The organism is Nocardioides humilatus, from assembly GCF_008373755.1.
GTDB lineage: Bacteria > Actinomycetota > Actinomycetes > Propionibacteriales > Nocardioidaceae > Nocardioides > Nocardioides humilatus.
This window is the reverse complement of record NZ_VUJV01000003.1, coordinates 50,181-74,231: the sequence shown is the minus strand read 5'-3', so window position 1 is coordinate 74,231 and position 24,051 is coordinate 50,181. Positions and strand designations below refer to the sequence as shown.

At 69.5% G+C, this 24,051-nt stretch carries 25 protein-coding genes and 1 pseudogene; 21 read left to right on the top strand and 5 right to left on the bottom strand.

The window, feature by feature from the left end:
* Positions 1 to 10: 10 nt before the first annotated feature.
* Positions 11 to 295: a hypothetical protein gene (locus F0U44_RS08300; RefSeq protein ID WP_149727843.1), complete on the bottom strand. Its 285-nt coding sequence runs from the start codon at positions 293 to 295 to the stop codon at positions 11 to 13.
* Positions 296 to 401: 106 nt separating this feature from the next.
* Positions 402 to 1,334 (bottom strand): VanW family protein, encoded by a 933-nt coding sequence (locus F0U44_RS08295; RefSeq protein ID WP_246160388.1) that lies wholly within the window; start codon positions 1,332 to 1,334, stop codon positions 402 to 404.
* A 183-nt stretch (positions 1,335 to 1,517) separates the two neighbouring features.
* On the opposite strand from F0U44_RS08295, the gene rpsP reads away from it, so the two are divergent.
* The 8 genes and pseudogenes from rpsP to F0U44_RS08260 all read left to right on the top strand — a co-directional run bounded on the left by rpsP (position 1,518) and on the right by F0U44_RS08260 (position 7,024).
* Complete coding sequence (gene rpsP / locus F0U44_RS08290) at positions 1,518 to 2,057, top strand: 30S ribosomal protein S16 (protein ID WP_149727842.1); 540 nt, start codon at positions 1,518 to 1,520, stop codon at positions 2,055 to 2,057.
* 4 nt (positions 2,058 to 2,061) lie between these two features.
* Positions 2,062 to 2,310, top strand: a complete 249-nt coding sequence (locus F0U44_RS08285; protein WP_149727841.1) for an RNA-binding protein — start codon at positions 2,062 to 2,064, stop codon at positions 2,308 to 2,310.
* 4 nt (positions 2,311 to 2,314) lie between these two features.
* Positions 2,315 to 2,857 (top strand): ribosome maturation factor RimM, encoded by a 543-nt coding sequence (gene rimM, locus F0U44_RS08280; RefSeq protein ID WP_223163626.1) that lies wholly within the window; start codon positions 2,315 to 2,317, stop codon positions 2,855 to 2,857.
* An 11-nt stretch (positions 2,858 to 2,868) separates the two neighbouring features.
* Positions 2,869 to 3,549: pseudogene (trmD, locus tag F0U44_RS23530) on the top strand (tRNA (guanosine(37)-N1)-methyltransferase TrmD); the annotation flags it as partial.
* Positions 3,550 to 3,618: 69 nt separating this feature from the next.
* Entirely contained in the window at positions 3,619 to 4,044 is a 426-nt protein-coding gene (locus F0U44_RS23525; RefSeq protein ID WP_246160471.1) for a GNAT family N-acetyltransferase, read from the top strand.
* Positions 4,045 to 4,202: 158 nt separating this feature from the next.
* Positions 4,203 to 5,462: an ammonium transporter gene (locus tag F0U44_RS08270; protein ID WP_149727840.1), complete on the top strand. Its 1,260-nt coding sequence runs from the start codon at positions 4,203 to 4,205 to the stop codon at positions 5,460 to 5,462.
* A gap of 129 nt (positions 5,463 to 5,591) precedes the next feature.
* A complete protein-coding gene (locus F0U44_RS08265; protein ID WP_149727839.1) occupies positions 5,592 to 6,596 on the top strand; it encodes a TolB family protein in 1,005 nt (334 codons plus the stop codon).
* Between the two features lie 92 nt (positions 6,597 to 6,688).
* Positions 6,689 to 7,024 carry a YciI family protein gene (locus F0U44_RS08260; protein ID WP_149727838.1) on the top strand — a complete coding sequence of 112 codons (336 nt, stop codon included), beginning with the start codon at positions 6,689 to 6,691 and terminating at the stop codon, positions 7,022 to 7,024.
* A gap of 15 nt (positions 7,025 to 7,039) precedes the next feature.
* On the opposite strand, the gene F0U44_RS08255 is transcribed toward F0U44_RS08260, so the two are convergent.
* Positions 7,040 to 8,254 (bottom strand): Fic family protein, encoded by a 1,215-nt coding sequence (locus tag F0U44_RS08255; protein WP_149727837.1) that lies wholly within the window; start codon positions 8,252 to 8,254, stop codon positions 7,040 to 7,042.
* Positions 8,255 to 8,366: 112 nt separating this feature from the next.
* Here F0U44_RS08255 and F0U44_RS08250 point away from each other — a divergent pair, with 112 nt between their 5' ends.
* From F0U44_RS08250 to dprA, 11 genes are all read left to right on the top strand, one after another.
* A complete protein-coding gene (locus F0U44_RS08250; protein WP_149727836.1) occupies positions 8,367 to 9,323 on the top strand; it encodes a hypothetical protein in 957 nt (318 codons plus the stop codon).
* A 177-nt stretch (positions 9,324 to 9,500) separates the two neighbouring features.
* Positions 9,501 to 9,863 carry a 50S ribosomal protein L19 gene (gene rplS, locus F0U44_RS08245; protein ID WP_149727835.1) on the top strand — a complete coding sequence of 121 codons (363 nt, stop codon included), beginning with the start codon at positions 9,501 to 9,503 and terminating at the stop codon, positions 9,861 to 9,863.
* A 99-nt stretch (positions 9,864 to 9,962) separates the two neighbouring features.
* Positions 9,963 to 10,706: a signal peptidase I gene (lepB, locus tag F0U44_RS08240; protein WP_246160386.1), complete on the top strand. Its 744-nt coding sequence runs from the start codon at positions 9,963 to 9,965 to the stop codon at positions 10,704 to 10,706.
* Positions 10,707 to 10,719: 13 nt separating this feature from the next.
* Positions 10,720 to 11,400: a ribonuclease HII gene (locus F0U44_RS08235; protein WP_149727834.1), complete on the top strand. Its 681-nt coding sequence runs from the start codon at positions 10,720 to 10,722 to the stop codon at positions 11,398 to 11,400.
* A complete protein-coding gene (locus F0U44_RS08230) occupies positions 11,397 to 11,705 on the top strand; it encodes a DUF2469 domain-containing protein (RefSeq protein ID WP_149727833.1) in 309 nt (102 codons plus the stop codon). The genes F0U44_RS08235 and F0U44_RS08230 overlap by 4 nt, the downstream gene beginning before the upstream one ends.
* Positions 11,706 to 11,952: 247 nt before the next feature.
* Positions 11,953 to 13,653 (top strand): Tad domain-containing protein, encoded by a 1,701-nt coding sequence (locus tag F0U44_RS08225; RefSeq protein ID WP_188113392.1) that lies wholly within the window; start codon positions 11,953 to 11,955, stop codon positions 13,651 to 13,653.
* Between the two features lie 184 nt (positions 13,654 to 13,837).
* On the top strand, positions 13,838 to 14,335 hold the full coding sequence (locus F0U44_RS08220; protein WP_149727831.1) for a TadE family protein: 498 nt from the start codon (positions 13,838 to 13,840) through the stop codon (positions 14,333 to 14,335).
* A complete protein-coding gene (locus tag F0U44_RS08215; protein ID WP_149727830.1) occupies positions 14,332 to 16,128 on the top strand; it encodes a Tad domain-containing protein in 1,797 nt (598 codons plus the stop codon). Before F0U44_RS08220 ends, F0U44_RS08215 begins: the two co-directional genes overlap by 4 nt.
* Before the next feature lie 109 nt (positions 16,129 to 16,237).
* Entirely contained in the window at positions 16,238 to 16,612 is a 375-nt protein-coding gene (locus F0U44_RS08210; protein ID WP_149727829.1) for a YraN family protein, read from the top strand.
* The gene (locus tag F0U44_RS08205) at positions 16,612 to 18,219 is read left to right on the top strand and encodes a YifB family Mg chelatase-like AAA ATPase (protein ID WP_149727828.1); all 1,608 of its coding nucleotides are present in this window, start codon (positions 16,612 to 16,614) and stop codon (positions 18,217 to 18,219) included. Before F0U44_RS08210 ends, F0U44_RS08205 begins: the two co-directional genes overlap by 1 nt.
* Complete coding sequence (dprA, locus tag F0U44_RS08200; protein ID WP_149727827.1) at positions 18,216 to 19,355, top strand: DNA-processing protein DprA; 1,140 nt, start codon at positions 18,216 to 18,218, stop codon at positions 19,353 to 19,355. The genes F0U44_RS08205 and dprA overlap by 4 nt, the downstream gene beginning before the upstream one ends.
* Before the next feature lie 21 nt (positions 19,356 to 19,376).
* Here the strand turns inward: dprA and F0U44_RS08195 are convergent, their stop codons facing one another.
* A complete protein-coding gene (locus F0U44_RS08195; RefSeq protein WP_149727826.1) occupies positions 19,377 to 20,885 on the bottom strand; it encodes a hypothetical protein in 1,509 nt (502 codons plus the stop codon).
* 346 nt (positions 20,886 to 21,231) lie between these two features.
* Between F0U44_RS08195 and F0U44_RS08190 the strand changes: the two genes are divergently transcribed.
* On the top strand, positions 21,232 to 22,131 hold the full coding sequence (locus F0U44_RS08190) for a tyrosine recombinase XerC (protein WP_149728966.1): 900 nt from the start codon (positions 21,232 to 21,234) through the stop codon (positions 22,129 to 22,131).
* Positions 22,132 to 22,134: 3 nt separating this feature from the next.
* Here the strand turns inward: F0U44_RS08190 and F0U44_RS08185 are convergent, their stop codons facing one another.
* On the bottom strand, positions 22,135 to 22,722 hold the full coding sequence (locus tag F0U44_RS08185) for a M23 family metallopeptidase (protein WP_149727825.1): 588 nt from the start codon (positions 22,720 to 22,722) through the stop codon (positions 22,135 to 22,137).
* A gap of 343 nt (positions 22,723 to 23,065) precedes the next feature.
* On the opposite strand from F0U44_RS08185, the gene rpsB reads away from it, so the two are divergent.
* A complete protein-coding gene (gene rpsB / locus F0U44_RS08180) occupies positions 23,066 to 24,016 on the top strand; it encodes a 30S ribosomal protein S2 (RefSeq protein WP_149727824.1) in 951 nt (316 codons plus the stop codon).
* Positions 24,017 to 24,051: the final 35 nt, after the last annotated feature.

Here is a 24,051-nt window from a genome sequence, read left to right as displayed (position 1 = left end):
CGACCGGGGCTCAGCGCACCTGGTAGCCCGCGCGGTCGAGCTCGTCGTGCGCGGCGTCCAGGAAGTCCCGGGCGGCGCGTACCTCGGCCCACGTGCTGCTGGCCGTGATGTCGAGGGCCGCGGCGAACGCGGCCTCGACCAGGCCGAGCGCCACGGGGAACCCCTCGGCGTGCGGCAGCAGGGTCTCGGCGCGGTGCACGATCCGGGTCGCCAGGACGTAGTTGTCCAGGGCCTGGGTCTCCTCGTGACGCGGCGCCGGCTGGGCGACTGCGATGTGGTGCTGAAGTGAGGTCATCGGTCTTTCCCTTCCGGTTTGCCCCCGATGCGAGTGACCCGATCCTCCTCGCGCACCCCTCGTCCTGGGACCCTCCCTGCGGGCAGGCCTCGATGGTCAGTCGTGACTAGGTGACCGACACGATCTCCACGCCGTCGGGCAGGTATTTCACCAGCGCACAATTGCGCTTCACGAGCTCCTCGCCGACGGCTGCCCCTGTGCGACGGTCGATGACGGTGCGCCAGATCTCGTTGCGGCGAAAGACCCGGTCCTCGTGGCGGAGGAACTGCTCGTCGCGGGCGAAGACCGAGTAGCTGTGCGGCACCTCGCGGTCGGCGCGGAGCTCGCCCTTGAGGTGGCGCTCTCCGACGTGGACGAGCAGCTGGAACGTCGTGTCGGTGTCGTTGCGGACGACCAGGTCGACGTAGTTGTAGACGATCGAGCAGCCCACGCCCCACGGGAGCACCCGCCCGTTGTCGGGGAAGGGGTCGAAACTGTGCTCGGAGCGCTCGACCACGGTCAGCGGCGAGTGCAGGAACATCCAGTGGAGCAGGTTGGCAAGCTGGCAGATGCCGCCGCCGACACCGGACTCCGCGTCGCCGTTGGAGAGCTTCATGCCGGCGACGTAACCCTTGCGCCGGGTGCAGTTGCCGACCACCTTGTTGAACGAGAAGGTCTCTCCGGGGCGGATCAGGACCCCGTCGACCTGGCTGCTGGCGAGGCGCAGGTTGGTGACCTTGTTGTGCTGCAGCCACATCTCGCTCTCGCCGAGCTGACGCAGCAGGAGCGACTTGTGCTTCTTCACCCTCGTCGGGAGCGGCTCGACCTCGCGCGTGGACGTCCACTGCTCCTCACCGGTCAGCCAGTGCCAGCGGCGCCGCGCGCGGTGCACCCGTACGGCGACGGGGAACAGCGCGGGATAGCGCTCCGTGAGTCGGGGCGCCGCCAGGGCGCGCGCCGGAGGGACGAAGTCGGCGGCGGCCGGCGCCGTGGGCAGGGGCTGTTCCGAGAGGACGCTCATGCCCGGTTGACGCCCGAGCGGGCCATCTGGTTGCGTCACCCGCCCGATTCTTCGCCGAGATTCGGATGCGGGGCGTGGTTCTGGCAGAATCCGACGCTGAGTTCTGTGTCGTCCGGTCCCTCTCTACCGGTCGGCCCAGCGCCATCGATTCGCCCCGCCGGTGTTCCCCACCTGGTCGGTGCGGTTCAACCACACACCAGTTTCAGAGGAGACACCACAAACGTGGCCGTCAAGATCCGTTTGAAGCGCCTGGGCAAGGTCCGGGTGCCGCAGTACCGCATCGTCATCGTCGACTCGCGCAAGAAGCGTGACGGCAAGGTGATCGAGGAGATCGGCAAGTACCACCCCAAGGAGGACCCGTCCTACATCGACGTCGTCTCCGACCGGGCGCAGTACTGGCTGGGTGTCGGCGCGCAGCCGACCGAGGCCGTCGAGGCCATCCTCAAGGTCACCGGCGACTGGCAGAAGTTCAAGGGCATCGACGGCGCTGAGGGCACCCTCAAGGTCAAGGAGCCCAAGCGCGACAAGCTCGAGATCTTCAACGAGGCCCTCAAGGAGGCCGCCAACGAGCCCAAGGGCGCCGCGGTGACCGCCAAGAAGAAGGCCGAGAAGAAGGTCGAGGAGAAGGTCGAGGAGGCTCCCGCCGAGGAGACCCCCGCCGCTGAGGCGCCTGCCGCCGAGGAGGCGCCTGCCGCTGAGGAGGCTCCCGCCGAGGAGACCCCCGCTGCCGAGGCCGAGTCGGCCGAGAGCACCGAGGCCTGAGCGCATGCTCGCCGACGCGCTGGAGCACCTCGTCCGTGGAGTGGTCGACCACCCCGACGACGTCGTGGTCCGCGACAAGCAGCTGCGCCGCGGTTCGGTGCTCGAGGTCCGGGTGCACCCCGATGACCTCGGCAAGGTGATCGGACGGGGTGGCCGCACGGCCACCGCGTTCCGCACCGTGATCTCGGCGCTCGCCGGCGACGGCGGCACCCGGATCGACTTCGTCGACGTCGACCGCACCGGACGACGCTGAGTCGTTGGCGTCGATCGAGGTCGTGGTCGGCCGCATCGGGAAGCCGCATGGCATCCGCGGTGAGGTCACGATCGACGTTCGCACCGACGAGCCGGAGAAGCGTTACATCCCCGGGGTCCGGCTGCTCGCGCAGCCGCCCCGGGGTTCGGCTTTTTCCCACGCGACGCTGCAGGTGCGCCGCATCCGGTGGCACCAGTCGGTCCTGCTGGTCGCCTTCGACGAGCTGTCCGACCGCAACGAGGCCGAGGCGGCGAGAGGCGTGGTGCTGCGGGCCGTCGTCCAAGACGACGAGGTCCCGGACGACCCGGACGAGTACTACGACCACCAGCTGATCGGTCTTGCCGCCCATGACGTCGACGGGACGCTCCTCGGCGAGGTCAGCGGCCTGGTCCACGGAGCCCAGGACCTGCTCCAGATCAAGACGCCCGACGGTCGCGACGCGCTCGTGCCCTTCGTCGAGGCACTCGTGCCCGAGGTCGACATCGCCGGCGGGCGCGTCGTGATCGCCGACCGCCCGGGGCTGGTCACCCCGTTCGAGGACGAGTGAGCGAGGCCCGGATGCGGCTCGACTACCTCACGATCTTCCCCGACTACCTCGCACCGCTGCGCCTGTCCCTGCCGGGCAAGGCCGTCGACAGCGGCCTGCTCGAGATCCACGTCCACGACCTCCGCTCGTGGGCCCACGACAAGCACCGCACCGTCGACGACACGCCTTATGGCGGTGGCGCCGGCATGGTCATGAAGCCCGAGCCCTGGGGCGAGGCGTTCGACGCGCTCGCCGTCGAGCCGGGCGACACCATCATCTTCACGACGCCGTCGGGGGAGCGCTTCGACCAGCGTCTCGCCGAGGATCTCGCGACCCGCGGCCGGCTCGTCTTCGCGTGCGGCCGTTATGAGGGCATCGACCAACGGGTCATCGACCACGCCCGGTCGATCGCCGAGGTCCGCGAGATCAGCCTGGGCGACTACGTGCTCAACGGCGGCGAGGTCGCGGCCCTTGCCGTGACCGAGGCCGTGGTCCGGCTGCTGCCCGGCTTCATGGGCAACGCCGAGAGCCTCGTGGAGGAGTCCCACGCCGCATCGACGGGCGGTCTCCTCGAATACCCCGTCTACACCAAGCCGCCCGTCTGGCAGGGCCACGAGGTACCCGCCGTGCTGCGGTCCGGTGACCACGGAGCGGTGGCGCGCTGGCGGCACGACCAGGCCCGTCGTCGTACGGCGCAGCGTCGGCCGGACCTCCTCGCCCCCTCCTCGATCGACGACGGCAGCACGATCGAGCGGGCGGTGCCCGGCGACGCCGCCGAGCTGATGACGTTGCAGCGTGCCTGCTGGGTGCAGGAGGCGCTCGCCAACCCCGGCGCACCGATCCCCGCCTTCCACGAGTCCGTCGACGACGTGCGCGCGTGGCTGGGGGAGTGGGACACCTACGTCGTGCGCCGTGCCGGCCGCCTCGTCGGCGCGGTCCGCGGACGGTTGGAAGGTCCTGACGGCACGGCCTGGGACATCGGGCGCATCATGGTCGCGCCCGACCTTCAGGGCGAGGGGCTCGGGCGGGCGCTCCTCGAGCACATCCAGGCGGTCGCGCCGGCGGCGGCGACGTCGTACGTCCTCTTCACCGGCGCCGGCAGCGAGCGCAACCACAAGATGTACAAGAAGGCCGGCTTCCGCCTCCGCAACGACCTGCCTGCACCGCCGGGAGCGGTGATCTTCGTGAAGCGGCGTTCGCGCGGCTGAAACACGTCGGGCGAACCTGTAACGCCGTCGAAACAAAGCGGGTCGTGGCGCGAAACGACCGCTGGGAAGTATGCGACGCAACGTGTGGTCAGCAACGACGTTGACCCCCTGCGTACCGGGTGCCGAAGCGGGCCCGTACCTCCCGAGGAGTTCTGTTCATGGACCTTGCAGTTGTCTGGCTGCTGCTCACAGCAGCCTTCGTCCTCTTCATGACGCCCGGACTGGCGTTCTTCTACGGCGGGCTGGTGAAGTCGAAGAGCGTCATCTCGATGATGATGCTCAGCTTCGGCAGCATCGGCGTCGTCGGCGTGCTGTGGATCCTCTACGGCTTCAACCAGTCCTACGTGGACGGCTCCGACGCCGACTGGATCCCGCGGGTCCTGGGCAACCCGTTCTCCGACTTCGGCCTCCAGGACGCCGCCAAGGCTGCCTTCGCCGGTGAGGACGGCTCGGGCCTCGTGATGGCCAGCGCGATCTTCGGTTCGACGTTCGCCATCATCACTGTCGCGCTGATCTCCGGCGCCATCGCCGACCGCGCCCGCTTCTGGCCCTGGATGCTGTTCACCGGTCTCTTCGCGACGCTCGTCTACTTCCCGGTCGCCTCGTGGGTCTTCGCGTTCGACGCCACCGGTGACTTCACCGGCTGGGTCAACAAGCTCGACGAGCACTTCGGCTACTCGACCGGCACGATCGACTTCGCGGGCGGTACGGCGGTCCACATCAACGCTGGTGCGGCCGCTCTCGCCCTCGCGCTGGTCCTCGGCAAGCGCAAGCTCGGCTTCTCCAAGGAGGAGGCGCAGCCGCACAACGTGCCGTTGGTGCTCATCGGTGCCGCCATCCTCTGGTTCGGCTGGTTCGGCTTCAACGGCGGCGCCGCGATCTCGAGCGGCCAGGCTGGTCTGATCTTCGTCAACACCATGGTCTGCCCGGCCGCCGCGCTCATCGGCTGGATCGTCGTGGAGCACTTCAAGGAGGGCAAGCCGACCGCGGTCGGTGCCGCCTCGGGCATCGTGGCCGGTCTGGTCGCCATCACCCCGTCGTGCGCCAACCTGACGCCGATGTGGGCGATCGTCCTCGGTCTCGTCGCCGGAGCGGTCTGCGCCGTCGCGATCGAGCTGAAGTACAAGATCGGCGTCGATGACACCCTGGACGTGGTGGGCATCCACCTCGTCGCCGGCGTCATCGGCACGCTCTACCTGGGCTTCTTCGCCATCGACACCGGTCTCTTCACCGGTGGCAACTTCGAGCAGCTCGTGGTCCAGGCGATCCCCGCCTTCACGATCATGGCCTACTCGTTCATCGTGGCGTTCGTCCTCGGCACCGTGATCGACAAGACGATCGGGTTCCGTGCCAAGGAGGAGGACGAGGTCGCAGGTATCGACCTCGCCCTGCACGGCACGGGCTACGCCATCGACTGATCCACCGCTTCATCCGCAGGCCCGTCCCGGCACGCCCGGGGCGGGCCTGCGGCGTTCAAGATCCTCCTGTCGACCGATCGACAGGCACCCGCGCGCGTCTTAACTTTGAAGGCACCAAGGAGGTGCGCGATGGCTCGTCGCCGGACTGCGACCGTGATCGTCCTGTTTCTCACGGCGGTGCTCGCCGCCGTGCTGCTGCCGGGCGGACTGTCGCCCTCGGCCGACGCCGCCCGGACGCCGCACGCCGCTGCCACCTTTCCGGGGGCCAACGACCGAATCGCCTACGTGAAGGTCGCCTCCGGCGGGTCCGACATCTTCTCCGTGCGCCCCAACGGCACCGGCAACAAGCGGCTGACACAGTCGCTCGACGCGTGGCACCCGCTGTGGTCGGCGTCCGGGAAGCGGATCGCCTACGAGCGGCCGGGCGAGGTCTGGGTGATGGGGGCCAACGGCGGCGACCAGAAGAAGGTCGCCGACGGCGATCTCGTCGGCTGGATGCCGACCGGTGGCAGGGTGCTCGTCGTCGAGGGCCTGGGCGTGACCGGCATCGATCCGACCTGGTCGCTCGTGACGGTCTCGACCGGGGCCGTCGAGGACCTGCCGATCGACCTTCCCCTGGTCGCTGGGCTGGGGAAGCCGCCCTACCCCGACTACAGCGAGTGGAGCTATGCCGCCAACCCGACCCTCTCGTCCGACGGCGAGCTGATCGCCCTCACGCTGCGGCGCGAGGACTACGGCGACGACGGCTACTCGTGGGACTTCGGTTCGTTCTTCACCGTGCGGCTGGACGGGACCGACCTCACCCGGGTCGGGAAGTACACCTACAGCTTCGGTGGCCTGGCCTGGTCGCCCGACAACGACGAGATCGCCTACTGGGCCTCGGAGCCACGGGCCTACTGCGCGACTGGCCTGCGCTCGCTCGAGCTCACCGGCTATAGCGGCTCGGTCAGCGTCAACAGGCCGTGCTCGGTCATCGACCCGGCGTGGTCGCCCAACGGCAGGAAGATCGTCTATGGCGACGACGGCGGCGGCAAGCTGCGCACCTCCAACCCCGACGGGACCCATGTCACGACCGTCCTGGACCACAAGTACGGCGTGACCCGCTTCGACCCGGACTGGCGACGGGCACCGTAGAAGGCTCCAGCACTTGTTGTCGTATTGCCGTCCGGCCGTTCGTGGGGAAGGTTGAGAGCGGTCAACGGGGCCGCGCGCGACAGGAGGCAGCCATGCCGAAGTACCTCGTCCTCTTCAACCAGGAGTGGGTCCCCGAGCTCACCGACGACGACGTGGAAGCGGCGCGACAGCGGACGGGCCCGCTGATCGCGGAGATGGAGGCGGCGGGCGTCCTGATCTGCGCCGGTGGTCTTGACGACTCGCCGGCCGTCAGTGTCGATGCCACCACCGGCACCCCGGTCTTCACCGACGGCCCCTATGCGGAGACCAAGGAGCACCTCGGTGGTTTCACCGCGATCGACGTGCCCGACCTGGACGCGGCGCGTTATTGGGGAGGCAGGATCGCCGTGGCGTGCGGGTGGCCCCAGGAGGTGCGCCGGTTCCAGTGAGCGTCGCGCCGCGGGTCACATCCGTCGGCTGGACTCCTGGATCCGCGTGCTGAGGTCCTCGACCTCCCGGAGCACCGCACGAGCCAGCCACACGGGTGCCCGCCGCGATCGCGGCGCCTTCGCCAGGACGCCCGCGGTCTCGAGGGCGTCGATCACGCCCTGGGCGACCGCGCCGTCGACGTCGATCTGCTTCATCACGAGATCGACGTTGACGATCGGCTCCTCGGTCAGCAGGTCGAGGAGCCGGTGCAGGGGAGTGCCGGGCCGGGAACCACCCACGGCGTCGTGCCACTGCGTGCGGAGGTCGCGGAGGTTGGTTGCCGTACGCCACGACTCAGCGGTCGCGATGCTGGTCGCCTGCGCCATCAGCGCGATGACCGGGGCGGCGGATCCGGCGCGGTAGTGCTCGAGTGCACCGAAGTAGCGCTCGCGGTGAGCGACCAGGGCCGAAGCGATGGGCACGGTGAGGTGGCGGGTCGAGCGGCGGCGTCGGAGCACCGCGTGGATCAGCGCCCGGCCGATGCGCCCGTTGCCGTCGATGAACGGGTGGATCGACTCGAACTGGGCGTGGACGATGGCGGCCTGCACGAGCGGCGGTACGTCGTCGCGGTTGGCGTAGGCGAAGAGGTCCTCGAGGTAGCCGGGGACGGTCTCCGGCGGCGGCGGCACATGCAGCGCGCCGAGGGGGGAGTAGTCGCTCCCGCCGACCCAGTTCTGCCGCGTGCGGAACACCCCGGCCCGATGGGCCTCGTCCGGGTTGCGCCGGAAGAGCTCCTCGTGGGCCTGGAGGAGCGCTTCGGGACGGACCGTGCGGCGCTGCTCGGCGTCGCGGATCATCCGCGCCATCGCCGTGGTCGCCGACGCCATCGAAACAGCCGAGGCGTTGGCGCCGACCCCGAGGAGCGCGCGTCCGTAGTCGGCGATGCTGGCGTCGACGTTCTCGATCTTGGAGGAGTCGACCGCCTCGGTGCGGAGCTGGAGGTGGTTGAGGGCCATCATCGTGCGCCCGTGAACGAGGTCGAGGTGGCCGAGGTCGCCGGCGCTGGCCGCGGTCATCGCCGCCAGTGACCGTTGGATCGGGAAGTCCCGGTCGCGGATGTAGGGCGGCAGCGACACCGTGATCTCGCGGAGCTGACGATCCGCGCGCGGTCCACGGGGGATGCGCTGCTGGTAGGGGCGCAGCTCCGCGGTGTGGGGCGCCCAGTCGAGCTCGGGGCCGGCGAGGGTCACGCCCGCATTCTCGCCCAGTCCTCGGCCGGTCCACGGCCAGTCCGGTCATCGACCGCGCAAAGGTCCGGGGATTCGCCCACCGTGGAGGGGTGATCTGCGAGAGGATCGGGCCATGGGCTCCCCTGGGGGTCGGCGGCTCCGCCCGCTGGCAGTCCTCTGCGCGCTGCTGCTGGTGGCGTGGGGAGCCGCGTCCGCGGGAGCGCTCATCGGCCAGGTCCAGGACTGGAACGACCTCGTCGATGCCCTTGACGCCAGCGGGGACAGCCTGGACGACCTCGACGGGCAGTACCTCACCACGCTGTGGCTCTTCACCCTGGCAGCGGCGAGCGGGTGCTGGGTCACCCTGTGGGGGCTCCTCGGCCTCGGCTGGCGACCGCCGCTGCACCTCGGGATCCTGGCGCTCGTCGTGGCGGTGGCTCTGGAGATCACGGGCAACGCGGTGCAGGCCAGCTACATCCGGGACTTCGACTCGTCGTGGTCGTTCGGCGACCAGCTGCAGGCCTACGGGGACGCCATCACTTTCTCGGCCGACGGGGTCCCGGCGGATCTGGAGACCCGGCGCTTCTTCGAGGCCCTGCCCCTGGTGACGGCGATCTTCCCCTTCGTGTGCTGGATGATCGTGCTGGTCTCCGGCGCCGGCACGAAGGTTCGCTTCGCGCCTGGCTACGGCGCTCCGGCCCCGGTGTACTACCCGCCGCAGCCGGTCTATCAGCAGCCGCCGCCGGCCTACTACCCGCCGCAGCAGCAGTACTACCCGCCGCAGCCTGGCCAGTACTACCCGCCCGTTCAGCAGCCTCCCGTCCAGCAGCCCCCACCGGCGACGCCGGCCCAGGCGTGGCAGCAGCCGCCGCCGCCGTACGTCCCGCCTCCGACCCGACCCGAACGGGTGCCGTGGCAAGGGGTGCCGCCCGTGGTGCGGGACCGACGGCCTCCGACACCTGCTGGGCCGCCCCCGACGCCCGCGTCACCGCCTCCGGCGCCTGCCTCACCGCCTCCTGGGCCCCCGCCGGCACAGCCGCCGGACCAGCAGGAGACGCTGCCCTACCGGGCCCCCGGACCGGGCTCCTGAGCGCCCGATCGGCGATTACCGACGCCACCGGCTCCTGTGCGATGATCGTTCGTCGGCGCCACGGACGCTCTGCACGGTATTGCCTGCCACAGGGGGAAACCGTCGGACGTAGCGCCACCGAAGGATCACGACCCACCTACATCCGCGGTTGACCTGTGGCACTCGCGAGGAGCAACCATGAGCAACATCTCCCCGTCCATCGTCGCCGAGCTCGGCAACGCCGCGAAGCGCGACGACATCCCCGCCTTCCGCGCGGGTGACACGGTCAAGGTCCACGTGAAGGTCGTCGAGGGCAACCGGTCCCGCGTGCAGGTCTTCCAGGGCGTCGTGATCCGCATCCACGGCAGCGGCGTCGGCCGCACGTTCACCGTGCGCAAGGTGTCCTTCGGCGTCGGTGTCGAGCGGACCTTCCCGCTCCACTCGCCGATCTTCGAGCAGATCGAGATCGTCACCCGTGGTGACGTCCGCCGCGCGAAGCTCTACTACCTGCGCAACCTTCGCGGCAAGGCCGCGAAGATCAAGGAGCGCCGCGAGTTCTGATCCAGGTACTGGCTAGAGTCAGTAACTGTGACGACCGACGCCCCCGGGGACCGCGACGCAATCGATGGCACCCCCGGGGCCGCTCAGGATCGTGGACCGGTGAGCGACAAGCTCAAGAAGTCTGACGACCGCAAGCACCTGCCCGTGTGGCAGGAGAGCTTCTTGCTCCTCGGCATCGCGCTGGTGCTGGCGATCGTCATCAAGACGTTCTTCGTCCAGGCGTTCTACATCCCGTCGGAGTCGATGGAGCCGGGCCTGATCCGCAACGACCGGATCCTGGTCCAGAAGGTCTCCTACTGGTTCGGGGGCAGCCCCGCGCGCGGCGATGTCATCGTCTTCGAGGACCCGGGCGGCTGGCTCACGGGCGAGGAGCCCAAGCCGACCGGCCTGGCCAACCTGCTCTCGAAGGTCGGGCTCTACCCGACCGGCGGGCACCTGGTGAAGCGCGTCATCGGGACCGAGGGCGACGTCATCACCTGCTGCGACGACGAGGGGCACCTCCTCGTCAACGGCGAGCCGATCGACGAGACCTCCTACATCGCCGACCGCAAGACCTGCGCCGGAGCCGGCACCGGCTTCGGGTGCAGCTGGACCGTCGGTCCGGTGCCCGAGGGCAAGGTCTTCGTCCTGGGCGACAACCGCGGCGCCTCTGCGGACTCGCGGGCCCACATGTGCCAGCCCAGCGAGGATCCGTGCGCGAAGAGCCCCTGGGTCGACACCGACCTGGTGGTTGGCAAGGTGTTCGCCCTGGTCTGGCCGCGCGACCGCTGGCACTGGATCAGCAACCCGGGTGTGTTCGACGACGTGCCGGACGACCCGCCCGCCGACCCCGACAAGGGCTGATCGGTCCGAGCCGATGTCGACGCTGCCCCGAGGACTGACGGTACGACGTGACGCCGGCCTCTATGGCTACGAGCGCGCGCTGCGCCGGCACGGGATCGAGCTGATCGCCGGTGTCGACGAAGCCGGTCGGGGCGCCTGCGCGGGCCCGCTCGTCGCCGGGGCCGCGATCCTGCCTGCGGGCAAGGCCGGCATCGTCCCGGGCCTGGCGGACTCGAAGCTGCTGAGGGCCAAGGCGCGGGAGCGCTGTTACGAGCAGATCGTGAAGCGCGCGATCGCCTGGTCGGTCGTGGTGATGTCGCACGAGGAGTGCGACCGACTCGGCATGCACGTCGTCAACATCGAGGCGCTTCGGCGAGCGGTCGCGAAGCTCGACGTGGCGCCGTCGTACGTCCTGACCGACGGGTTCCCGGTCGACGGGCTCGGCGCTCCCGGGCTCGCGGTGTGGAAGGGCGACCGGGTCGCCGCTTGCGTCGCGGCCGCCTCCGTGCTGGCGAAGGTCACCCGTGACCGGCTGATGGACGAGCTCGACGGCGAGTGGCCGGCCTACGACTTCAAGACCCACAAGGGCTACATCACCCCGACCCACACGGCGGCCCTCGACGAGCACGGACCATCGCCTGTCCACAGGATGCGGTTCGTCAACGTGCGTCGCGCCGCCGGGCTCGAGGACGGACCTATAGAGTCGGCGTCGTGAGTGCCGAGGAGCTCGAGAAGTACGAGACCGAGCAGGAGCTGAGGCTCTACCGCGAGTACCGCGACGTCGTGAAGATCTTCAAGTACGTCGTCGAGACCGACCGCCGGTTCTACCTCTGCAACTCCGTCGACGTGAAGGCGCGGACCGAGGCCGGCGAGGTGTTCTTCGAGGTCACCATCAGCGACGCCTGGGTGTGGGACATGTACCGCCCGGCGCGGTTCGCGAAGAACGTCAAGGTGCTGACCTTCAAGGACGTCAACGTCGAGGAGCTCGCGACCTCCGACATCGAACCCCCCAAGGTCTGACCATCCGGCCCGGGACTCGGGCTGACGTCACTGGGACCCGGGCTGCCTTCGCTGGGACCTACGTCCCGCACCGGGTCGCGAGTTTGCGTCCGCAGGGGCCCGTTCTGCTTGCCGACCCTCTCTCATCGCGTGGTAAAGCGCCGATGATGAAGGAGTAGCGGAGCCAGGGAGGGCGACGCGCAGGGCTTGGGAGGGCCGAGGTATGTGGCGTTCACTCTGCCGTGCGAAGAGGGATGAGCGCGGCGCGGTGGCGGTCTTCACGGCCGCCATGATGGTCATCCTGCTGCCGGTGTCGGCGTTGGCCATCGACCTCGGCATGGAGCGCGTCACGCGAGCCGACCTGCAGGCGCTCGCCGACGTCGTTGCTCTCGATCTGGCCCGCGAGCTGACCGGGAAGACCCAGGCCCAGCTCGCCGCCGAGGGAAATTTCGCGAGCTCGTCGAGCGCGGTCCGCAAGAGCGCGGCGCGCAACGGGAACGACCTGCTCGGCAACGACCTCTCGATGAACGTCGACTGGGGCTCCTACGTCAGCGGGGTGTGGAACACCGCCACCGACCCGCCGACGGGCGTCAAGGTCACCGCGACCGCCGACACCGACTACTCGTTCAAGGGTGGTGAGGGCGCGGTGACGCGGACGGCGTACGCCGTCGCGTCGAGCTCGGCCTGCTACCGGATGGGCACCTTCGTCGCTGCGGTCAACTCAGGCGACAGCACGGTCCTGAGTCCGTTGAACGGGCTGTTCGGTGCCAACCTGACCCTGGTCAGCTACCAGGCGCTCGCTGCCGCCAAGATCAAGCTCGGTGACATCGCGGCGGTGTCGAGCATCGGCAGCCCGACGGCTCTGCTGACCGGCACGGTCAACTACACGACGCTGCTCAACGCGATGGTGACGGTGCTGTCCAACCAGGGCGGAAACTCCGTCGCGGTCGGCGCGCTCAACCAGATCGTGGGTGGTTCCGGAACGGTCGGGGCCATCAACCTCGGCAACGTGCTGCACGTCGCGCCGACCGACACCGCGGCGCTCGCGATGGACCTCGACGTCCTCGACATCGTCGGCTCGGCGCGGCTCGCCAACGGCAACTACTTCCTCGAGGTCCCCAACATCCAGGGGCAGGTGCCCGGCATCGGCAACCAGTTCAGTGGCGGGCTCACCCTCATCTCTGCGGCCCAGTTGGCCTGCGGCCGGCCGAACCTGCCGGAGAGCCAGGCGAAGAACTCGCAGCTGAGCGGCAACCTCGCGGTCGACTTCATCAACCTGCCCAGCCTGAGCATCCCGCAGTTCGCGACGCTGCTGACGGAGAAGGGCACCGGCACGATCGCGGTGAACCTCGCCGACGGCACCGGCCAGCTGGTGTCGCCCCCCGACGTGCACTGCGGCGCCGCCACCGTGGCCGATCCCCACAGCATGTCGGTCCGGGTGCAGACCCTGCCGGCGTCGTACTCGCTGAGCGCCGACCTGGTCGTCAACGGCGACGTGAAGATCCTCGACCTGGTCGGGATCGGGCTCACCAGCCTGCTGCTCTCGCTCGGGCTACCGATCCTGGGCAACGGAAAGCTCGCGATCCATGTCGAGGTGAACCTGACGGTCTCGACCGCGGCCGCGGCGACGACGTCGACGGCCAACCTGCGGTTGCCGCCCAACGACACGACACCGGTGCAGACGGGCACCTCGGTGCTGCTCCCGACGAGCATCGTGCCCCGGATCGACAAGGTCACCATCGGTGGCGGCCTCGCGCCGATCCTCAGCTCGACGTCGCTGACCAACAAGATCATCAACGAGCTGATCAACGCCAACAACGGGTTCGTGCAGAAGACGCTCTACCCGTTCATCGACAACATCAACAACCAGTTCATCGGTCCGGTCGCCCGGATGGTCGGGCTGCGGTTCGGTGGCGCCGATGTCTACGCCGTCGGAGCGACCTGTGCGCAACCGGCGCTGTGGGGATGAAGGTGGGGATGACCCGTTGGGAGGGGCCCTAGTCCCAACGGACTAGGACCTTACGTGTCGAGCGGCCCGAAAAGTCCCGTAGGTGGTGACGGGGTCGACGGGCCGCATTACTGTCGAAAGTCAGGGCAAGGGAGATGCCCGACCGTGCTTGAGGGAGCACGCGGGGGAGCAAAGGTGGAGGGACATGCGTCCAGCGCTGCAATGGGGAGTGCGCGGCCGCCGTACAGGGCGTCGTGAGGAGCGCGGTGCTGCCGCGCTCGAGTTCGCGTTGATCCTGCCGATCCTCGTGATGCTGGTCTTCGGCGTCATCTCGTTCGGTTACATGCTGAGCTTCCGTCAGGCACTGAGCCAGGCGGCCGCCGAGGGCGGGCGCGCTGCGGCCGTCCAGCCGAGCGGCACCGCCAGCGCCACGCGCATCACGGCCGCGCGTTCAGCGATCAACGACGCGCTCGGCAGCTATGGCGTGACCTGCACCAGCGGGGGCGGCCTCACCCACTCCGGCGGATCCAGCGGCACGTGCACGATCACCATCGGAGCGTGCACCTCCGGTCCGACGGGTGCGCAGTGCGCGAAGGTCGTCCTGCACTACCCCTACAAGAACAACTCGCTGATCCCCGGTCTCGGCATCAACACGATCCTTCCGAGCGACCTGGAGTACACGACCGAGGTGCGGGTCTCTTGAACGGGCGCGCACGTCTGCTCCGGGCAGTACGGCGGCCCGCCCGTGACGAGCGCGGTGCGACCGCGGTCGTCATCGCCATCTTGATGAGCCTGGTGCTTCTCGCGGTCTCGGCCTTCGCGATCGACCTCGGCATGCAGCGCGCCGGCCGGCGCGACATGCAGGCCGTCGCCGACATGGTCGCCCTCGACATGGGCCGGCTGATCGACGGCCGCACCCGCGCGCAGATCGAGGCGGGAGGCAGCGGGATCTCCGCAGCGTCCCAGCAGCTGACCTGGAGCGTCGCGCGCAACACCAAGGACACGATCGGCAGCGCACCCACGGTGAACGCCTACTGGGTGCAGGTCGCCGCCAACGGGACCTACCCGTCCGCAGGCGGTATCCCGGTCCAGGTGGCGTCGACCGCCGTGCCCAACGGAGTCGTCGTCACGTCGGGCACGACCATGGCCTTCGCCTTCGGCGGGGTCACCGGCACCGGCAGTGGCGACGTCGCGCGATCCGCGGTCGCCACGTCGGACAAGAGCGCCTGCTTCAGCATCGGGTCCTACGCCGCACGGCTCAACACGACCAACTCCGCGCTGCTCAACACGATCCTCGGCGGCTTCCTCGGCGGCAGCGTCAACCTGACCGCCGTCGGCTACACCGGCATCGCCGACGCCAACATCAGCCTGCTCTCGCTCGCGGCACAGCTCGGCTTCGGCACGGTCGACCAACTGCTGGCCGCCAACGTCAACGCCGGCACGCTGCTGATCGCTGCCGCCAACATCTTGACGTCGCAGGGCATCGCCAACGCCAACGTGCTCAACCTGATCGGGGCCAGCCTCGGCGGCGCCACCATCAGCCTCGGCAGCCTCATCAGCGCGGCAGCCGGCACCGGCGCGGCCACCACGGCCACGATCAACGCGGTCGACCTGCTGGCCGGCACGGTCTTCCTCGCCGACGGCTCGTCGGCGATCAGCATCCCGGGCCTCGCGCTCAACCTGCCGATCTCGGGCACCGGTCTCACGACCAGCCTGAGGGTGATCCAGAAGCCCAACCAGCGCTGCGGCTTCAAGGGCACGACGGCGAGCACGTCGCAGGTCGACCTCTCGATCGGCGGCACGCTGGTGTCGCCGGGCACGGTGCTCGGTCTGCCGGTCAACGGCACGACGGCGATCACGGCCAACGTCGCCTCAGCCACCGGCACGTTGACCGACATCATCTGCGGCAATGAGACGGCTTCCAGTCCGAGCGGCGAGGACGTGGCGGTGACGAGCGGACTGGTCGGTGCCTCGGCGCAGGCCAACCTCAACATCAACGCGAGCACCGCGGACTCCGGCAACGTCGGCGGGCTGCTGTCCGGCATCGTGTCGCTGCTCAACCTGCTCGGGCTCAACAAGGTCGCGTCGATCCAGATCAGCGGCACCCTCGGTCTGCGGGTCTCGACCGCCGACCCGTCGACGGTCAAGACCGCCCAGATCCGGGTGCCCAACAACCCCGCGACCTGGGACGACCCGGTCTCGCTCGGCTCGGGGGACCTCGGGCTCAACACGCTCAGCGTGACGACAGTGACCAACACCCTGACCGTGACGGCCAAGAACTTCCTCGGCCTGAACATCTCGCTCAACGTGGGCCAGATCAGCTCGATCGTCACCAACCTGATCTCGTCGATCACGAGCGTGGTGCTCAATCCCTTGGTGACCGCGCTCAACAACAACGTGCTGAAGCCGCTCTTCAACCTCCTCGGGATCAGCATCGGCGGCGCCGACGTGTTCGGTCAGAAGCCCTACTGCAGCAACCCGTCGCTGGTCGGCTGACCTCCTGACGCACCACTAATCGTCCACAGCACGGCCCGGGTCGGCGTCACTCCACAGCGCTGGCCCGGGTCGCTGGGCGTTGTCGAGGCCGCCCACGACGCTGGCGGGCATGACAGAGACGACGACGGCCGCAGCGCGTCAGGCGCTCGGTGCCTACGGCGAGGACGTGGCCGCGCGCCACCTGGTGGAGCAGGGCCTGGTGCTGCTCGAGCGCAACTGGCGTTGCGACGAGGGCGAGATCGACCTGGTCCTGCGAGACGGCCAGACGTTGGTCGTCTGCGAGGTCAAGACCCGGTCGAGCTACCAGGCCGGCACGCCCCACGAGGCCATCACCGATGCCAAGCTCGACCGTCTCAAGCGCCTGGCCGAACGGTGGGCGGTCGAGCGGGGCTTGCGGCCGAGCGACACCCGGGTCGACCTGGTGGCGGTGCTGCGGCCGCGCCGGGGCCCAGCGATCGTCGATCACGTGGCGGGGCTCTGCTGATGGCCTTCGCAACGGCTCACACCATCGCCCTCAACGGCGCGCTGGGCCATCTGATCGACGTCCAGGTCGACGTCTCGCCGGGACAGGTCGGCGTCACGATGGTCGGTCGAGGTGACGCCGCGCTGCGGGAGGGCCAGGACCGCGTGCGCATGGCGGTCCTCAACAGCGGGCTCCACTGGCCCGCGACCAAGCGCACGACGATCCTGCTCTCGCCGGCCGACCTTCCCAAGGTCGGCACCCACTTCGACCTCGCTATCGCAGTCGCCCTGCTGGCCGCGGTCGAGGTCGTGGCCGAGCGGGACATCGTCGGTGCGGCCTTCGTCGGCGAGCTCACCCTCGCCGGTGGGTTGCGCCCCGCGATGGGAGTGCTGCCGATGGTGCTGGCTGCGGCGGAGCGCGGTCTGCGGCGGGTCTACGTCCCCGAACCGCAGGTCGCCGAAGCCCAGCTCGTGCCGCAGATGGAGGTCTTCGGTGTCCGGTCGCTGGCTCAGGTCGTGGCGATGCTGCGCCACGAGGACATCCCGGAAGCGCCGCCGGTCGCGGCGACCTCGGGCGCGCAGCTCCTCACCTGGCGGGGGGACGAGCGCCTCGACGAGATCGACCTGGCCGACCTGGATGGTCTCGCCGACGTGAAATACGCGGTCGAGGTCGCGGCTGCCGGTGGTCACCCGATCCTGCTGACCGGCCCGAAAGGTGCGGGCAAGACCACCATCGCCGAGCGGATCCCGACGATCATGCCGGACCTGACGCCACCCGAGGCACTGGAGCTGACGGCGATCCACTCACTCGCCGGGACGCTCGACCCGGCCACGGGGATCATCGTCCGGCCGCCGTACTCGGCGCCGCACCACGACGCCAGCAAGGCCAGCATCGTCGGCGGGGGACAGGGGCGGGTCCGGCCGGGCGAGATCAGCCGGGCCCACTGCGGTGTGCTGTTCTTGGACGAGTTCCCGCTCTTCCGCACGGACGTGATCGAGGCCCTCCGTCAGCCGCTCGAGAGCGGCGAGATCACCGTGGCGCGCCGGGAGGAGTCGGTCACGATGCCGGCGCGCTGCCTCCTCGTGCTCGCTTCGAACCCGTGTCCCTGTGGCAACTACGCAGCGAAGGCGGGTGAGGATCGATGCAAGTGCCTGGATCCCGTGAGACGGGCCTACCAGTCGCGGATCTCCGGTCCGATCGTCGATCGGATCGACATCACCCGGCGCGTGGTCGCCGCGGGCCGCGCCCAGCGCGACCCCTGGGTCGCCACTGAGACCTCGGCCGAGGTCCGCGCGCGGGTGGCGGCGGCTCGTGATCGGCAGGCGCGTCGCTTCGTCGACCGCAGCTGGCGCCTCAACAGCCAGGTCCCGAGCCCGCGGCTGAAGGACACCTGGCCGCTCGGGACGCAGGCGCAACGCCTCATCGACCAGCAGTGCTTCGAAGGCCGGTTGAGCGCTCGTGGGGCGGTGCGGGTCGCCCGGCTGGCGTGGACGGTGGCTGATCTCGCCTCCGTGCGGCTGGGACGCGACGTCGCTCCGGGCGCCGACCAGGTCGACCTCGCCCTGGCGCTGCGCATGGCCGCACCGATCAACCTCCAGGTGGCCCACGCGGAGGATCGCGCCGGATGAGCCTCGACGAGGAACGGCGTGCTCGGGTGATCCTGAGCCTCGTCAGCGAGCCCGGTGACTGGGGCTTCACCACACTTGCGCACGAGCTGGGCGGACGCGCCCTCCTCGAGGCGCTGCACAGCGATCCCGACCGCCACGACCTGCTCAGCGCTGCTGCAGCCCGCCTGTCGACGGTCGATGGTGACGCCACCCTGGCTCGCGCGGCGGCGGCAGGGATGCGGTTCGTGATCCCGGGTGACGCCGAATGGCCCGAGCAGCTCACCGCGCTCCATGGGAGCGACCCGCTTAACGAGCGCGGTGGCGTCCCGATCGGGCTGTGGGTCCGTGGGCCGCTGCTCCTCGACACCCTGACCGACTCGGTGTCGATCGTCGGTTCGCGGACCTCGAGCTCCTACGGTGAGGAGATCGCGGCCGGCATCGCCGGTCAGGTCGCGGCAGCGGGTCACCCGGTCATCTCCGGCGCGGCGTTCGGCATCGACTACGCCGCGCACCGAGGCGCGGTGAGCATGCAAGGGCACACCGTGGCAGTCCTCGCCTGCGGCGCCGACCGGATCTACCCGCCCGCTCACCGGCGGATGCTCGAACACCTCGCCGCCGAGCACGCGATCGTGTCGGAAGCGCCGCCCGGTGCTGCGGCCCAGCGGGTGCGCTTCCTGGCACGCAACCGCCTTATTGCCGCACTCGCCAAGGGCTCGGTGATCGTGGAGGCGGCCGCACGCAGCGGGGCGCTCAACACCGCCAACTGGGCGCAGCGCCTCAACCGGGTCGTCATGGCGGTGCCAGGGCCCGTCAGCAGCGGCAGTTCGGAGGGCGCCCATCACCTCATCCGGGTCGGCGCGGCAACGCTGGTGACAGGTGGCGCCGATGTGCTCGAGCTGGTCGGCGGCTCGGGTCAGCACCTGGTCTCCGAACCGCGAGGGCCGTCGACTCGGCGCGACCGGATGTCGGTCAAGCAGCGTCAGGTCCTCGACGCGGTCCCGGTCACCTGCGGCGCCACCGCGGTCTCGATCGCCACCGTCGCGGGGCTCGGGATCATCGAGGTCCGCAAGGCACTGGGGCGGCTCGAGGACGCTGGTCTGGTGACCCAGGCGGGCGGATCCTGGGTCGTGCGCCCCGAGACTTCCGCAATGGTTTGACCACCGCGCCGCCGGGAGGCGTCACCACTGCCGGCGCGCCACCAGCCATCGATTGTCGTCCTTGGCGTCGACGAACTCGCCATGAAGCAAATCTGTCGTGAAGGTCTGCTTGATCTTCGGTTTCCAGTCGTCGAAACACACGAGCTCATCGGAGAGCAGGCGCTCCAGCGGGTCGTTGCCCGGGATGAGAAGTGCGCCGTCGTTGAGCGTCCATCCCTTCACATGACCCCGCGACCAGTCGCTGCTCGTCTGCCACTGAGCGAGGACGCCAACGATCGCCAGAGTCACGTCCTTCTGTGGGCCCTGGGGTAAGGCTGCGATCAGCTTGTGGATGCCTGAAATGGCGGCCCTCGCCGCGCGCTTCGCGAGGCGCCCTCCGTGCTTGATCGCGAAGGCGATCGCGTCTGCCGCCGAATCGATCGCCTTCGCCATGGGGCGGACGATTTTCTCGAGCTTCTTCCCGTCGATCTTGCGCAGTAGCCCAGCGACGATCCTGAAACCTCGAGGGACCTTCGTGACGTACTTGATCTTGCCGATGATGGGAATTCCCATGCACATCTGGACCGACGCGCGAGCCGTGACAGTGTCGCCCTCGACCTTCACATCGGGCTCGGTCCAGCGTTCGTGTGGCGTGAGGAAGAAGCGAATCGCCTGCGCGAGGAACTCGGCAGCGAGGGTCGTCGCCGGAGTGACACCAGCGGCGACCGAGTCCAGCACGAGGACGTCACCTGTCGAGTTCTTGCACCAGGTCGTATCGAGGCTGAACTCATACGACGGCGGATCGACATCGGGCGGGCCGACCTCGAACGTGTCCAAAGTGGTGTAGTCAGCGGTGGCGCACAACTGATCGAGCGAGGAACATCCCGTCCCATCGTCAGCGAGGTTCGGACCCGGTGTGACGCGCGCCTGGTCGTCCAGCGGCGTCACGATCGTCGGCGTCGCATCGACCGTATCCGGGATGCCGTCTGCGTCGTAATCGCACTCGTTGGTCAACCGCACACGAAGCTCGTAGCCACCCGTGCGGGTCTCGGAGTAGTTCGGCTCCTGGAAGTCGCAGCCGTCGAACAGCTCCTGACAGAGCTCGTCCAGGGTGGCTTCGATCTGGTAGTCGAAACGCGATGTGTCCGCGTCGAAGTACTCCTCTGACCGCTCCGTCGCGACGCTGTCGAAGTAAGCCGCCCCTCCGACCGCTCCGGCCTGGAAGTCGGGAATCGGACCTGTCCCGAAGATGGGATCGCAGCGAGGATCGTTCTCCTGGATGGCCGGCTGGCCAAGGCCGCCGGTGCCTATGCGCCGAGCCTCGAGGTCGACAGGGCTGATGTAGGTCCGCGACGACCTGTCAGCCGTCTGCCGTAACCCCGTACAGGGGCTGCCGCTGGCCCATGAGTAGAAGTCGACCTCGCCGGTGACTTCGTCCGTCGTGCCATGTCCGTCGGGGCCGACGAAGAACTGCCAGGTCGCATCGACCTCGTCTGACTGACCGTGGCCGTCGCTCTCGGAGATCCACGTGAACGACGACGCTCCTCTCATCCTGATAAGCCCGGAGTAGTCGCGAAACGCGGGGGCTCGGTCGTCGGCACCGGCAGTCTCGGTTGACTGATCGGCCGACGCCCTCGCCGGTGAGACGGCTGGACCGAAGGAGGCCACCATGCCCGCGACGGCGCTGAGCGCAACGAGTGCGCGTCTTGTTGTTCCCACCATCTACCCCCTGGATCGTGGCCTGCTGCCTTCCGGCTCGTCCCGAGGTAGTGCCGTCTGTCGAACGTGGGCCAGCATAATGAACCCCGCGCGGCACCGCCGCGATACACGTAGCGCTTCTTAGACTCAGGACGTGTCCGCCGAACCCGATGTCCCGGAGGACGGTCTTCCCGAGGCGATGGCGCGCGTGCTCGGCGACTACGAGCGTCACCTCACCTCCGAGCGCAACCTCGCGCCGCTCACGGTGACGGCCTACTCGAAGGACATCGCCGCGCTCCTCGACCACGCCCACCGGCTCGGCTTCACCGAGGTTGCCGAGCTGGACCTGCGGACCCTGCGCAGCTGGCTCGCTAAGCAGCAGACCATGGGCCGCTCGCGGACCACGCTCGCCCGCCGGGCCACCGCGGCCCGCGTCTTCACCGCGTGGCTGGCGCGCACCGGACGGGTCCCGAGCGACGTCGGCTCGTCGTTGGGCTCACCGAAGCCGCACCAGACCCTGCCGAGCGTGCTGCGGGTCGACGAGGCACGCGAGCTGATCGCGACGGCGACCGCCTTGGCCGACGACGGCAGTCCGGTCGGCCTGCGCGACGTGGCGATGCTCGAGCTGCTCTACGCGACCGGCATGCGCGTCGGCGAGCTGTGCGGGCTCGACATCGACGACCTCGACCGTGACCGCAACGTGGTGAGGGTCTTCGGCAAGGGACGCAAGGAACGCACGGTCCCGTTCGGCCAGCCGGCCGCGCAGGCGCTCGACACCTGGCTCGTGCGGGGGCGCGCCCCCTTGGCGCGTGCCGGCTCCGGGCCCGCGCTGTTCCTCGGCGCCCGCGGCGGCCGCATCGACCAGCGTGCGGTCCGCACCCTGGTGCACCAGCGCATCGCCGACGTGCCGGGGGCGCCCGATCTCGGGCCGCACGGTCTTCGCCACACCGCGGCCACCCATCTCCTCGAAGGGGGCGCTGACCTGAGGTCGGTGCAGGAGCTGTTGGGTCACGCATCGCTGGCGACGACGCAGCGCTACACCCACGTGACGACCGACCGGCTTCGCTCGGCCTACCGCCAGGCCCACCCGCGGGCCTGATCGTCACGCCGGCCACCCGACGGGTCGCCATCGGGCGTAGGGGAGCGGCGCAGGCATCCACGACCCGGTGGGTGGTGGGGCCGCCGGAAGGTCGCGCCAAAGCGGAAGCAGCCGGACCGGCCCGGCATCGACCAGGAGGAGCGGGTCGAGGTAGGTCTGGTCCCTCAGCCAGCCCCAGTGCAGGCAGACCCGGGGCGCGCAATGGGAACCGGTCGGCTGCAACGCCCCGATGACCGCTCCTTCCGCGACCACGTCGCCGACCGACACGCGAGCGGCCACCGGTTGGTACGTCGTACGGGTGTCTCCGTGGCTCACGACGACCACCCCCAGCCCCGCGAGGGTGCCCGCGAAGGTCACCCGGCCCGGGAGTGCTGCCAGCACCTGCTCGCTGGCGTGGCCGAGGAGGTCGACGCCGCGGTGACCGGCGCCGTAGGTGGACGTCGGTGGGTCGAACCGCGCCGCCACCTCCGGCTGCGGCCGCAGCGGCCATGAGCCGAGCGGATCGTCCCCGGCAGCAGCGGGGGAGACCGGCGCGAGGGTAATCAGGGCGGGGAGCAGGACTGCTCGGAGCAGCAGGGAGACAGGTCGCATACGAGGACCCTCGCCGGCATCTCGGACGAACCGGGCGCCGTACGGGCTGAGCCTGTGGATGACGCGGACCCGTAGCGCTCCTGTGGACGCTCAGCGGCCTCCGCGGCGATTGGTGGCGCGGGGGCAGGGGCGAGTAGTCTGGGCGGACCGGTTCCAGGACCGTCGGTCGGGCATGCCCGCCGAAGGGAATGGATCGGAATACGCACGCCAGCAGACCACGACGGCTCTCTCTCCGAGCGCCGGCCGCCCGTGGGTGCAGGTCCTCAGTCCCGAGTGATCGGGTCGGACCGCACGCCGGCGTCAGGACCGAACTGAAAACAACCACACATAGGAGACACCCATCATGGCTGTCGTGACCATGCGCCAGCTCCTCGAGAGCGGCGTCCACTTCGGACACCAGACCCGTCGTTGGAACCCGAAGATGAAGCGCTTCATCATGACGGAGCGCAACGGCATCTACATCATCGACCTGCAGCAGTCGCTGGCCTACATCGACCGCAGTTACGCCTTCATCAAGGAGACCGTGGCCAAGGGCGGGACGATCATGTTCGTCGGCACCAAGAAGCAGGCTCAGGAGGCGATCGCCGAGCAGGCGACCCGCGTCGGCATGCCCTACGTCAACCAGCGTTGGCTCGGCGGCATGCTCACCAACTTCCAGACCGTCCACCAGCGGATCAACCGCCTCAAGGAGCTCGACGAGGTCGACTTCGAGGACGTCGCGGGCAGCAGCCGCACCAAGAAGGAGCTGCTGCAGATGCGCCGCGAGCGCGACAAGCTCAACAAGTCGCTCGGTGGCATCCGCGAGATGGTCCGCACCCCCTCTGCGGTGTGGATCGTCGACACCAACAAGGAGCACCTGGCGGTCGAGGAGGCGCGCAAGCTGCGCATCCCGATCATCGCGATCCTCGACTCCAACTGCGACCCGGATGACGTCGACTTCCCGATCCCGGGCAACGACGACGCCATCCGCGCCGTCGGCCTGCTGACCCGCGTGATCGCGGACGCCGTCGCCGAGGGCCTCATCGCCCGCTCCGGCGCCAAGTCCGAGGGTGAGCCCACCCCGGGCGCCGAGGAGCCGCTGGCCGAGTGGGAGCGCGAGCTGCTCGAGCAGCCCGAGGCCGCTGCCGAGGCGCCCGTCGCCGACGCGCCCGCCGCTGAGGCGCCTGCTGCCGACGCCCCCGCCGCTGAGGCGCCTGCTGCTGAGGCCCCCGTCGAGGAGGCCCCGGTCGCCGAGGCTCCTGCCGAGGAGACCGTTGAGGTCGCCGCCGAGACCGAGGCTCCGGCCGAGGCCTGATCCGGCTTCCGCCGTACTCCTTAACCACCACACGT

Excerpts from the sequence above, each read along its gene's own strand:
- F0U44_RS08300 (WP_149727843.1), bottom strand. The coding sequence starts at position 295 with ATGACCTCACTTCAGCACCACATCGCAGTCGCCCAGCCGGCGCCGCGT.
- F0U44_RS08285 (WP_149727841.1), top strand. The coding sequence starts at position 2,062 with ATGCTCGCCGACGCGCTGGAGCACCTCGTCCGTGGAGTGGTCGACCAC.
- F0U44_RS23525 (WP_246160471.1), top strand. The coding sequence starts at position 3,619 with ATGACGTTGCAGCGTGCCTGCTGGGTGCAGGAGGCGCTCGCCAACCCC.
- F0U44_RS08270 (WP_149727840.1), top strand. The coding sequence starts at position 4,203 with ATGGACCTTGCAGTTGTCTGGCTGCTGCTCACAGCAGCCTTCGTCCTC.
- F0U44_RS08265 (WP_149727839.1), top strand. The coding sequence starts at position 5,592 with ATGGCTCGTCGCCGGACTGCGACCGTGATCGTCCTGTTTCTCACGGCG.
- F0U44_RS08260 (WP_149727838.1), top strand. The coding sequence starts at position 6,689 with ATGCCGAAGTACCTCGTCCTCTTCAACCAGGAGTGGGTCCCCGAGCTC.
- F0U44_RS08250 (WP_149727836.1), top strand. The coding sequence starts at position 8,367 with ATGGGCTCCCCTGGGGGTCGGCGGCTCCGCCCGCTGGCAGTCCTCTGC.
- rplS (WP_149727835.1), top strand. The coding sequence starts at position 9,501 with ATGAGCAACATCTCCCCGTCCATCGTCGCCGAGCTCGGCAACGCCGCG.
- F0U44_RS08235 (WP_149727834.1), top strand. The coding sequence starts at position 10,720 with ATGTCGACGCTGCCCCGAGGACTGACGGTACGACGTGACGCCGGCCTC.
- F0U44_RS08220 (WP_149727831.1), top strand. The coding sequence starts at position 13,838 with ATGCGTCCAGCGCTGCAATGGGGAGTGCGCGGCCGCCGTACAGGGCGT.
- F0U44_RS08210 (WP_149727829.1), top strand. The coding sequence starts at position 16,238 with ATGACAGAGACGACGACGGCCGCAGCGCGTCAGGCGCTCGGTGCCTAC.
- F0U44_RS08205 (WP_149727828.1), top strand. The coding sequence starts at position 16,612 with ATGGCCTTCGCAACGGCTCACACCATCGCCCTCAACGGCGCGCTGGGC.
- dprA (WP_149727827.1), top strand. The coding sequence starts at position 18,216 with ATGAGCCTCGACGAGGAACGGCGTGCTCGGGTGATCCTGAGCCTCGTC.
- F0U44_RS08195 (WP_149727826.1), bottom strand. The coding sequence starts at position 20,885 with ATGAGAGGAGCGTCGTCGTTCACGTGGATCTCCGAGAGCGACGGCCAC.
- F0U44_RS08190 (WP_149728966.1), top strand. The coding sequence starts at position 21,232 with ATGGCGCGCGTGCTCGGCGACTACGAGCGTCACCTCACCTCCGAGCGC.
- F0U44_RS08185 (WP_149727825.1), bottom strand. The coding sequence starts at position 22,722 with ATGCGACCTGTCTCCCTGCTGCTCCGAGCAGTCCTGCTCCCCGCCCTG.
- rpsB (WP_149727824.1), top strand. The coding sequence starts at position 23,066 with ATGGCTGTCGTGACCATGCGCCAGCTCCTCGAGAGCGGCGTCCACTTC.